The sequence below is a fragment of the Candidatus Methylacidiphilales bacterium genome, assembly GCA_028713655.1.
Lineage (GTDB): Bacteria > Verrucomicrobiota > Verrucomicrobiia > Methylacidiphilales > JAAUTS01 > JAQTNW01.
Map to the genome: position 1 here is coordinate 1 of JAQTNW010000066.1, position 11,022 is coordinate 11,022.

Genomic DNA, 11,022 nt, shown 5'->3' on the forward strand with positions numbered 1-11,022 from the left:
CAGGGCGAAGTGTTGTTAAAAGATATTATTAAACACGATGAGAAACCAGGTGATTTGGCATTTCTTCTGATGCATCTGAAGTACAGGAAAACACAGGAAGAATATGATGTGTTGAAGAGTCTGCTGAAAGAGAGAAACTCAGAGGAGATTGTGGTTATACCTGTGATGCATGCGCTTACGCACTTTCAAAATTCCAAATGCGAAGATGCTGCTGTCGACACGCTGATTGAATACGCAACCATTGAGGAAGAACCTGATAAATATCCCAAAATTGACCAGTTTGGTCGGGCGCTCAGATATAAAACCGTTTCATTGGGTATTCTTTCACAATTTAATACTCCAAAGGCCTACAATTACTTTAGCCCGGATGTTTCACACGCTTCTAAAAACCTCAGCAAAGTGTCCTGCTCCAAAGTCTGGCAGGAACTGGGGTGCAGGAACATCCGGGTTACATAGCCTGCATAGGCCCAGTACGTATCTTTCCGCTGTTACGTCCCGGCGCTAACAGGTTGACCATTGAAATGAGTATGAAATATGCAGGTTAGATCAAAAATTATTACGGCGCCTAAAAGAGATGAAAAACTCGCGCTATTGCGGTGTCTTTACTATGGCAATAAAGACATGTATTCGAAGCTGAAGGGGGATGGTGAATTTAAAAAATTGGGACTGGTTGATTGGTTGGGCCGAATCAAGAATTAGCGCGAACATCTTTTGGTAAAAGAAAAAGATGGAGAGGATCTGTAGGACCCGGTTCAAAGTCGTACTTCAGATACCATGCCCGTGCGCCTTCATCTTTGGCATGAACCAGCAGGGCCCGAATACCCGCAATGTCCGCAGCTTGAACAGTGCGTAAAAGGGCGTCTTTTAGCAATCCCTTGCCGATGCCGGTTCTTTGTTCGGAGCGGTCAACAGCCAGGCGGGCGAGTAACATGACGGGAACAGGATGCCGCGGAAGGCCCTTGCTTACTCGTTGAGGAGCTGTTTCGAACATAACAGAACCCACGGCCAAACTGTAATATCCGACGACCCGCAGACCACGGCAAGCCACATAGGTCATGGAACTTCCGTTTCGTTGGTTGAGCAGGGCAAAGCGTTTTAAAAAACAATTAAGGGGTTCCTTACCGCAATCAAAACTGTCTGTCTCATGGGTGGGCAGGAGTTTCTCAATGGGACGCATAGGTTCGGAAGCGGAGGACACAGACAATCCTAATCAAAAACGCCTTTACTCGTCAGAAGCTCTTTAAGCCGGGGTTTGCACTTTACCGGGCGATCCAAAATGGACTGAAATTTCTTCCATTGTTGGCTGTCCAAAGTAAATAAACGGCGATCGGCCAATGCCTGCTCCGCCGCTGCCAACCCATTTTCGATGAGGTAATCGCTCAAATTTTTATGGCTGGCGCGGGCAGCCTCTTGCAGGATGTGCTTGACCGACGCATTGGCGCGGATATCAATTCGTTCGGTCTTCTGGCGTACAGCCACTGGCATAAAATGGATCTCCTATTTACATTTCACACCATACACACAATGGCCGTACAGTTCAAGCCCTACATTGAAGCAATTCATTGCACCGAGAATCCGGTGGTTTTGTTATCCGACATGGCGCGACCGGCGAGATAGCCGGTTGTCCAGGCGTTTTGGAAATTAAAGCCGCCGGTGATTCCATCGATGTCCAAAATTTCACCGGCAAAGTATAGCCCGGGGCAAATGCGGCTTTGCATGGTCTTGAAATCCACTTCCTTCAGTGAAATTCCGCCGCAAGTCACAAACTCCTCCTTGTTCAAACTCTTGCCCAGGACCTGAAATTCCGAGCCTGACAATTCACATATCAGCGCCTGCAGTTCTTCCCGCTTCAGTTCGGACCATTTCCGCTCCTCTGGAATACCGGCATGAATCGCCAGCCGCGCCCAAAGTCGTTGCGGAATTTGAAATGCGGACCCAAGACCGACGGCTCTGCCGCCCTGGCGAAGTCTGTGTTGCTGTAATCGCTTTTCGATTTCAACCGGCTTGAGTCCTGCGGCCCAATGGATCTTCACGGCAAATTTATAATCCAGATCATGCAGCTCACGCGCGGCCCATGCTGAAAGTTTCAAGACAGCAGGGCCGCTCAAACCCCAATGCGTAATCAAGACCGGCCCGGCAACTTTTGCTTTGTTCCCATCGAATGAAACCACAGCATCCGAAACCGAGACCCCGGCCAGATATTTCAGACGCGCATCCTCGATTTGAAACGTGAAAAGCGATGGCACTCCGGGATTCAGCGCGTGTCCCAGCGAGGCAGCGACTTCGCCCCCCTTTGGCGCTCGAATCCCTCCTGTTGCGAGCAGAAGACAATCGCAGTCCAATGTTTCCTGGTTTGAAAGTTCAAGATGAAAACCGCCGTCAGTTTTCCGTGTGACCGTGTGCAACTCGCAATTCGTGCGTACAGAAATTCCGTATTTGCGCGCCTGTTCCAGCAGGCAATCGATCACCGTCTGCGATGAATCGGTGATGGGAAACATGCGTCCGTCTTTTTCGGTTTTGAGCCTGACTCCATGTTCCTCAAACCACGCCACGGTGTCGGACGCCTGCCAGCGGCTGAAAGGCCCGATCAGCTCGCGATGTCCGCGGGGATAATTTTCAACCAGCAGTTTTGGCTCAAAACAGTGGTGAGTTACATTGCAACGCCCGCCTCCCGAGATTTTAACTTTCGTCAGGACATGGGCGGTGGCTTCAAGGATGGTGATCTGCGTCCCGGGATTATGCTCCGCGCAAATAATGGCGGCAAAAAAGCCGGCTGCCCCGCCTCCTGCAACAACCATATGCCTGGTGGGATTCATGGTTCTAAGCGGAGGTCATTCGATTGGATATGTTGTGTGATGTTGCAAAACGCGACAGCGTTCCGCCGCGGCGGACGAGGAGTCCCGCTATTGGGCGGGCGACGTGGCAATCCAGAGATGCATGGATCGCCACGGCCCAGAATGGGCCTCGCGATGACGAAGGCTGTATCCATATCTGGTGGGACTCATGCCTTGAGCCGGACGAAAAACTTTTTGCCCGCCTGGAGGACGGCTCCGCTTTTCACCGTGATTCGTGCCTGGACATCCCCGATCTTTTCGCCATCGATCTTGACCGCGCCTTGCTGCACCAGCCTACGCGCCTCTGCGCCGCTCGGGGTGGCCTTGAGTTCCTGGAGCAGTTTCAGGATGCCGATCGGATTCTCGCTCGGCGTTGCTTCCGGCAGGTCCGCCGCGTTCAAATCCTTCTTTGAAAATTTCAGCTCAAAATCGGCCCGCGCGGCGCGCCCGGCGTCGGCGCTGTGAAAACGCGCGGTGATCGCCTCCGCGAGCTGCTTTTTGGCTTCCATGGGATGCGCGGCGGGGTTCTGTTGCCGTCCCAGCAAAATCGGATACCAACGGGTCATCAGCTCATCACTGATACTCATGACTTTTCCAAAGATGTCAGCCGGAGGTTCCGTAACGCCGATGTAGTTCCCGAGGGATTTGCTCATTTTTTCCGCGCCGTCTGTGCCTTCGAGGATTGGAAGCGTCATGACAACCTGGGGAGGCTGGCCTTCCTGCTCCTGCAGGTCGCGTCCGGTCAAAAGATTGAATAACTGATCGCTGCCACCAAGCTCCACATCGGCCTTGATCATGACGGAATCCCAGCCTTGCAGGATGGGATATTGGATTTCATGCATCATCACATCCACGCCATCGGCCATGCGTTCCTTGAAGTCGCGGCGTTGCAGCATTTGCGCGATTGTTTTCCGGCGCAGAAGCTGCAGCGATTCCATGAGCGACATCTTGTCGAACCACGTGCCGTTCCAAACCACCTCGGTTTTGTCTCGATCCAGGACATGGAACGCCTGCGCCTCATAGGTCTTGGCATTTTCGCGGATTTGCTCCATGGAAAGCACGGGGCGGGTCGTGTTTCGTCCGGTGGGGTCGCCGATGCGTGCGGTGAAATCGCCGATGATGAGGACAGCGGTGTGGCCGAGGTCCTGGAACTGGCGGAGCTTGAGCAAAGGCACGGTATGGCCCAGATGGATATCGGGCGAAGTGGGGTCCACACCGAACTTGACCCGGAGCTTGCGCCCCAATTTCAACTTGGCCTCCAGTTCCGGTCGGGAATGAATTTCACTCAGACCGGAAACGAGAAGTTCCAACTGTTCCTGTACCGAACTTGCCATAATGAAAGATACTAGAGGGAAGGGGCGGCGACAGTAAAACCCTTTTACGCTGAGATCTGTCCGGCGAACTTTGCGCCGTCGCCTCGGGCTACTGAATAATGTCCGACGGTTGGGAGGATCTTATTGACCCCGTTTACATCACATCTGGCATGCGCGGGCCACCATGTCGGCAGGATTAAATAGCACAACATCAATGGGAAACTGGATAATTCGCTGCAGCAACAGTTATTAGAAAGCGTAAGCCTGAATTTTTTGTAGCTATTACAATTAAACGACAATCCTATGAAGCCTTTGCGCCTAAAATATTCTCTGTGAATAACATTTCATTCTTTTTGTTAAATTAGTTGCCTAAATACGGTTATTAGGTAGTCAGACAAAGACATATGTTTGGGGGATTTCTATTTTATGAAAATCTGCTGCCGTAATATTTTGATGCCTGTACTGCTTGTTTTGGCAAGCTTTTCCAGGTTATCTGCCCAAGCCGTGGAAAATTGGGCTTCTCAAGATGTGGGGTCGCCTTCCATCACCGGGTCCACTTCCTATAACCAGGCTACGGACACATTCACCATTCAGGGTTCAGGCAACCAGATTGATGGCGTAACGGATAGCTTTCAATTCGCCTATTTGACGTTGGTGGGGAATGTGGAAATTACCACCCGTGTGGTTTCACAGACCAATACCAGCGGTTATGCCAATGCCGGTGTGATGATCCGTGAATCCTTGGCGGCCAATGCCACCTATGCAATGGTATCAGCCAATGTAAGATGAAGAACATTCAAGTCATAGCGACGGCAACACGACAACGAACAACGGCCAGACGTACACCTGGGACGCCAGGAACCAGTTGATTAAGATTGCCTATGCGGACAACTCGACCACAGAATTCAGTTATGACGGCCTCGGGAGGAGGGTGCAGATTGTGGAAAAGGACAACACAGCGACCGTGACCAGCACGAAAAATTTCATCTGGTGCGGAATGAAAATCTGCGAGGAGCGGGATGCGAGCAACACCGTAACGAAACGCTTTTACGGCCAGGGTGAACAGATGACTGGAGCCAATTATTTTTATACGCGAGATCATCTGGGAAGTGTACGGGAGTTGACAGACAGCACCACTGCGGTCCGGGCTAGGTATGGGTATGATCCGTATGGCAGAACAACCAAGCTCAGCGGCGATCAGGATGCAGATTTCGGGTACACCGGGCATTATCAGCATCAAAAGAGCGGCCTGACCCTGGCACCTTACCGCATCTACGACGCCAATCTGGGCAGATGGCTATCCAGGGATCCGATTGAAGAAAGGGGAGGAATCAATTTGTATGGATATTGTCAAAACGACTCTGTTAACTATGTTGATCCTGACGGGAAACTCTTAGGAGCTGCTGGGCTTGGCCTTGCGATTGGAACTGTCTTAGTTACAGGCTACGCTTTTTATGCAAATTATAAAGCGGCAAATGAGCCAGGAACGTACGCATCCACGATTTCAGGAACACCTATAACTATGCACAGTGATTGTTATAACAATCTATCAGGGGCCGGTAAAAGAATAATAGACAGACACGAAGCAGTACATCAGCACCAGTCATTTTTAAATTGGAAAGGGAAAAGTGAAGCTGAAAGGGAAATCCCTGCTTATCAAGAACAGATTCGTGCTGCGGACGAAGAGTTAAATCGTCCTGGAAATTCATCTAATGATATTCAGGATGCAAAATCACTTAAAAACGAAGCGGAAGCAAACATTGCACAATACGAGTTGCAAAGCGGATTGCCATAAGGATGAAATTTAAAATGCCAAGTAAGATGGAAGTTGTCGTTTGCATATTGACAACCAGTATTGTCACAATAATAGGTTGCTATTTTGTAAAACGAGCCATTAACCCACATCGTCAAATGCCTAGACAGGAAAGGGTGGAGAAAGTCAGGTGAGACTTTAAATGGGGTCAACTCCACCTCCAATATTTCCTACAGCTATGACCCGAACTACTCCCGCCTGGCCAGTGTGCAAAACGGCTGGGGCACCGTCACCTACACCTATAATCCCTACATCACCGACCCGCTTGGCACTCCGGTTCTGGGCGCAGGCCGCTTGCAGACTGTCAGTAATTCGGTTCTGGCCAATTCCGACATCACCTACACCTACGACGAACTGGGCCGGGTTGCCGGACGCTCCATCAACGGCTCCGACAATTCCATTGGCTGGACTTACGATGCCATGGGCCGTGTGACCAACGTAAGTAATCCCCTGGGTGCTTTCACTTACAACTATGTTGATCCCACTTATGGCACCACGCGCCTGAGTTCGGTGGCTTATCCCAATGGCCAGACAGTCAACTACACCTGGCTCAACAACGCCGGAGACCAGCGTCTGCAAAGCATCACCAATCTGGATGGCTCATCCGCTACCCTTTCCTCATTCATCCACGCCTACGATGCCTCCGGACGCATGACCCAGTGGACCCAGCAGGCCGGTTCGGCGGCCCCGCAGCGCTACGATTTTGGCTATGATGCCGCCGATCAGGTGGTGGCGGCCACGCTGAAAGATCCGTCCAGCGGCGCGATTCTCAAGCAGTATTACTACGGCTATGATGCGGCGGGCAACCGGCTTAACGAACAAATCGACAGCAACATCAACCAATTTACCTATAACAACGTTAACCAGATTAGCTCCAATCCCTCGGGCGGCCCGGTGCGCTTTCAGGGCACCATCAGCGAGCCGGGCACAGTGTCGGTCAACGGATCACCCGCCACCATGGCCACCTCGACCAGCTTTGTGGCCAACCCGACTCTGAGTAATGGAACCAACACAGTCACCGTCAGCGCCACTGATGGCAGCAACAATACCCGGACCAACACGTATCAGGTGACCGTCACCGGAGCAGGGGCTACGGCGCCGACGTACGATAGCGACGGCAACACGACAACGAACAACGGCCAGACGTACACCTGGGACGCCAGGAACCAGTTGATTAAGATTGCCTATGCGGACAGCTCGACCACAGAATTCACTTATGACGGCTTGGGAAGAAGAGTGCAGATCGTGGAAAAGGACAACACAGCGACCGTGACTTCGACGAAACAATTTGTCTGGTGCGGAATGGAGATGTGCGAGGAGCGGGACGCAAGCAACACCGTGACCAAACGCTTTTACAGCCAGGGCGAGCAGATGGCCGGAATCAATTATTATTATACGCGCGATCATTTGGGGTCGGTCCGGGAGTTGACCAACGCGTCGGGGTCGGTTCAATCCGCCTACGACTATGATCCTTATGGACGACAGCAGACCGGTCTGCCCGCAGGCGCAAAACTCTGGCTTAAAGCCGATGCCGGTGTTACGAAGGATGCCAATAACAACGTCAGCGCCTGGGCCGACCAGAGCGGAAACAACAATAATTGCAGCCAAAACACCGCAACGGCGCAACCCATGTGGGTGGCAAATACGTTGAATGGGCTGCCTGTCGTCCGCTTTAACGGCTCTCCGGACATACTTGTCGGGACGACGAATTTTAATCCCGGCAGTTCGGACTATACCATGTTTTGTGTTCACGAACGCAGCACCCCGGCTTATGGCAGCGCGCCCTTCAGTTTTGCCGTGAACCTGAACCCCGTTGATTCCGGCGCTCCTTTGATGAGTTGGATTAACACAAGCAATTACTTTGGCACGACCAATACCTTCAATGGCTGGGGGGATGCCAAATGGGTGGATTTAAGCTTGGAAGCGGCTAGTTACCACTTGAGCATGATTTCCCGCAAGGGCGGAACCCAGGGGAATGGAGGCGAACTGACCATTCGTTCCATGGCCGATGGCCCCTTGTATCAGACCAAGGCCACCCAAACATGGACCAGCACGACCAGCGGTCAGTACATCGTGGGTTGCCACAATCCGGATCCAAATTATCCCACACACCATCTGATTGGCGATGTGGCCGAGGTCATTGTCTATGACCGCGCCTTGACTCCGGCTGAGCGGACGCGGGTGGAAAACTATCTGGCTGAAAAGTACAACCGGCACGACATGCAGTCGGATTTCAGGTACACGGGCCATTATTACCATGAAAAGAGCGGCCTGACCCTGGCTCCCTACCGCGCCTACGACGCCAACCTGGGCCGATGGCTATCCAGAGATCCCATCGAGGAAGAAGGAGGGATCAATCTGTACGGGTATGTTGCTAATAATCCGTTAAGATGGATTGATCCTTTCGGTTTACAATTTGGTCCGATGCCATTTCCTGGTAGTCCTACGTTTAATGCCCAGATGCAGCAGCAAGAGAAAATCGCACAAGACACAAAAGCTTTTGTAGAAGCCGGCAAAAATGCAGCCATAATAACGTCGGCTGTACCTCTAGTTCCCCTAGCGGTTGCTGCTGCAGTAGAAGGCGGGCCTGTGGTTGGAGCTGCAGTTAGGCCATGTGCAACAAAAGCTGTTCTAAATGTCGCAAATAAGGCCTTAGCTAATCCTGTGAAAGTTATCGCTGGCGCCGAAACGGTTGCGGCGGCGGTAGATCCAAATCCACCAACAGGCAATGCTTCTCTACACGAGATGATTGGCAGCGCAATAGGCAATGCGGCTAAAGCAGTATGGGGTTGGATAACTGGAAAGTAATCACGAAATGTTTTGGTGGCGTTTAAGTGGTTGGTTAATGATCCTTTTTGGAGGCGTCTGCGCCGTTGAAGGTATTGCCGGGAAAATTACTTCCGCATCAATTTATGGAGTACAAGCCCGTATTTACGGAATAGCTATGATGCTTTTAGGTATCTACATTTTATCTATTATAAGAAATCGCAAAGACGATAAATCTAAGTAAGGTTCATCTTTCAATTTTCGATATATGATGACGTTTATTGATATTTACATATTGATTATTGGATTTTTTTATCCACTCTTGAATGGTTTCTTGGCTGTAATTTTGTTCTTAGGCCATAGAAGGCGAAATTTACCTAGCTTGCAAATTTTATGCTTTTCAAGTGCCGCTTTTGCTTCGTGTGGCATCGTATATGCAGTGACACGATTGTCGTTCTATCATTTCTTTCTCCTTCCTGAGCATGTATTGAAATTTTTGTTTATTTTAGCAATGCCGTTTGAATTGGCTGGAATGATTTTATCTGTAGTTGGAATTTCAATGCTTTGCTTCATGCGCCGCGAGTGAGAAGGTCGAAATGTGTAGGGTCGAATAATGTGACGATACGGTATTATAATCAAGGCAAGCAAATCCCGGGCGCAACAACACCGGCAGACAAATTATTCTACGCCCGTGACCATTTGAGCAGTGTGCGGGAGTTGACCGACAGCACCGGAACCGTTCGAGCGCGCTATGAATTTGATCCCTGGGGCAGGAGAACGAAACTTTCCGGAGACCTCGACACGGTTGCGTCCCATACTGGACACTTCGCTAACGCCAAGAGCGGGTTATATCTGACTTTGAATCGTCAGTATGATCCTGAGTTGGGCCGATGGCTATCCAGGGATCCGATCGAGGAAGAGGGAGGGATCAATCTATATGCGTATGTCGCCAATGACCCCTTCCGATATCGAGATCCATTCGGATTGGCCCCAGGCGATTGGTGGGATATAAGGACGCCTTTTTACAATGAAAATAGAGCAATGGAATATGCAGAATCTATGCGTGGAAAAGGAGGTAATGATTCAGATCATCATGCGATTGCTGTCAGGGAATTTGCGCATAATATGGAATGTTCTTATGGAAAAGCTGTTGGCTGAAGGAAACAATTTAGATTTGGGACTAGATACTGGAGCTGCACATACTACAATCCCTCTTTTTAGTGGTTCAAAACCTGTTACTACACCTAAGCCTATATTTGGGGCTGGAGAAGGTGCCACACTCTCAATCGGAACTACCTATAACTTCTAATGAAAAATATTCTTGACTATAAATGGTTGCTACTTCGCGGATGCGCGCTTCTTCTTACGACATTGGGATTAAGCGTGTATCCTCGTAAAGAGTCAAATGTGGATTGGTGGGCAGCAGGTCTAATCAGCTTGGTTTTCTCTCTAGTATTGTTTATATGGTTAACATCAGTCCGATCACGTTCCTACATGGAATGGTCTCGACCATACGATTTAAATACCCCTTTCTTTCCTATGAATAAATATCCATTAAGATATTGGTTTGTTGTTTCAATCTCTGCGGTCGGAGCTGGTTTGGTATCAATTTTTTTAGATGTCTTATCTAATGGAGGAAATAAAGCCGTGGGGGGCACGTTTTTTATTTTGGGATTGGCGATATCCTTTACGATTAGGGTGTGGATACATATTTTTCGTCACTATGAAATGTAAACTCTCAATTATCAACGCTGGTGGGCATGGAAGAGCGTGCGTAGGATCGGTGGATGCCCGCCGTCAGGCAGATTGGCCTGACCCCCTGAAACGGGACGCTTTGAAAATGTAGTTCTGATCCTGTAGAAGGGACGGAACAAATGAAGAAGAGCAAATTCAGCGAAGAACAAATGGTGGGGATCCTGCGTGAAGGTCAGGGCGGGATGGCGATCAAAACAGAGGCTTACCGCTTGAGCATGCGCTGTCGCAAGCAGATTGAACACCTCTTTGGAGAAGCCAAGGAGCAGATGGGATTGCGGCGGGCGCGTCTGCGGGGAAAGGTGAATGTGTTGGAGCAATGCTTAATGACGGCCACGGCCCAAAATATCAAACGTCTGGTCAAGGCGCTGGAGCGGATGCCTGGAGCAGCAATAACTGCAGTTCAAAATCAAGCCCAACAGTCAGCCGACTTTTTTGCGCGCCAATTGAACCTTTTATTTATCGAAATCAGTCGAGCAACCTTCAGATGCATTCCATGTGCAACCTAACACCCCTTTTTCAACAGCCTCTTGAGAGTTGACCC

General features: G+C 50.3%; 12 protein-coding genes and 1 pseudogene. 9 read left to right on the top strand and 4 right to left on the bottom strand.

What is annotated here, in order from left to right; genetic code table 11:
• Positions 1-456: hypothetical protein (locus PHD76_14600; GenBank protein ID MDD5263070.1), on the top strand; the 456-nt coding region annotated here is incomplete at its 5' end.
• A gap of 232 nt (positions 457-688) precedes the next feature.
• On the opposite strand, the gene PHD76_14605 is transcribed toward PHD76_14600, so the two are convergent.
• The 4 genes from PHD76_14605 to tyrS all read right to left on the bottom strand — a co-directional run bounded on the left by PHD76_14605 (position 689) and on the right by tyrS (position 4,168).
• Positions 689-1,177: a GNAT family N-acetyltransferase gene (locus PHD76_14605; GenBank protein MDD5263071.1), complete on the bottom strand. Its 489-nt coding sequence runs from the start codon at positions 1,175-1,177 to the stop codon at positions 689-691.
• A gap of 29 nt (positions 1,178-1,206) precedes the next feature.
• Positions 1,207-1,485: a DUF1778 domain-containing protein gene (locus tag PHD76_14610; GenBank protein MDD5263072.1), complete on the bottom strand. Its 279-nt coding sequence runs from the start codon at positions 1,483-1,485 to the stop codon at positions 1,207-1,209.
• A gap of 74 nt (positions 1,486-1,559) precedes the next feature.
• Positions 1,560-2,816, bottom strand: a complete 1,257-nt coding sequence (locus PHD76_14615; protein ID MDD5263073.1) for an NAD(P)/FAD-dependent oxidoreductase — start codon at positions 2,814-2,816, stop codon at positions 1,560-1,562.
• A 185-nt stretch (positions 2,817-3,001) separates the two neighbouring features.
• Entirely contained in the window at positions 3,002-4,168 is a 1,167-nt protein-coding gene (gene tyrS / locus PHD76_14620) for a tyrosine--tRNA ligase (GenBank protein ID MDD5263074.1), read from the bottom strand.
• Positions 4,169-4,573: 405 nt separating this feature from the next.
• Between tyrS and PHD76_14625 the strand changes: the two genes are divergently transcribed.
• The 8 genes and pseudogenes from PHD76_14625 to PHD76_14660 all read left to right on the top strand — a co-directional run bounded on the left by PHD76_14625 (position 4,574) and on the right by PHD76_14660 (position 10,855).
• Positions 4,574-4,936: a hypothetical protein gene (locus tag PHD76_14625; GenBank protein ID MDD5263075.1), complete on the top strand. Its 363-nt coding sequence runs from the start codon at positions 4,574-4,576 to the stop codon at positions 4,934-4,936.
• A 208-nt stretch (positions 4,937-5,144) separates the two neighbouring features.
• A complete protein-coding gene (locus PHD76_14630; GenBank protein MDD5263076.1) occupies positions 5,145-5,942 on the top strand; it encodes a hypothetical protein in 798 nt (265 codons plus the stop codon).
• A 225-nt stretch (positions 5,943-6,167) separates the two neighbouring features.
• Positions 6,168-8,768, top strand: coding sequence for a hypothetical protein (locus PHD76_14635; GenBank protein ID MDD5263077.1), 2,601 nt, complete (start codon positions 6,168-6,170; stop codon positions 8,766-8,768).
• A gap of 7 nt (positions 8,769-8,775) precedes the next feature.
• Positions 8,776-8,970, top strand: a complete 195-nt coding sequence (locus PHD76_14640; GenBank protein MDD5263078.1) for a hypothetical protein — start codon at positions 8,776-8,778, stop codon at positions 8,968-8,970.
• A 24-nt stretch (positions 8,971-8,994) separates the two neighbouring features.
• Entirely contained in the window at positions 8,995-9,312 is a 318-nt protein-coding gene (locus PHD76_14645) for a hypothetical protein (protein MDD5263079.1), read from the top strand.
• Between the two features lie 29 nt (positions 9,313-9,341).
• Positions 9,342-9,884, top strand: coding sequence for an RHS repeat-associated core domain-containing protein (locus PHD76_14650; GenBank protein ID MDD5263080.1), 543 nt, complete (start codon positions 9,342-9,344; stop codon positions 9,882-9,884).
• A complete protein-coding gene (locus PHD76_14655) occupies positions 9,865-10,035 on the top strand; it encodes a hypothetical protein (protein MDD5263081.1) in 171 nt (56 codons plus the stop codon). Before PHD76_14650 ends, PHD76_14655 begins: the two co-directional genes overlap by 20 nt.
• 595 nt (positions 10,036-10,630) lie before the next feature.
• Positions 10,631-10,855, top strand: a pseudogene (locus PHD76_14660) (transposase).
• Positions 10,856-11,022: the final 167 nt, after the last annotated feature.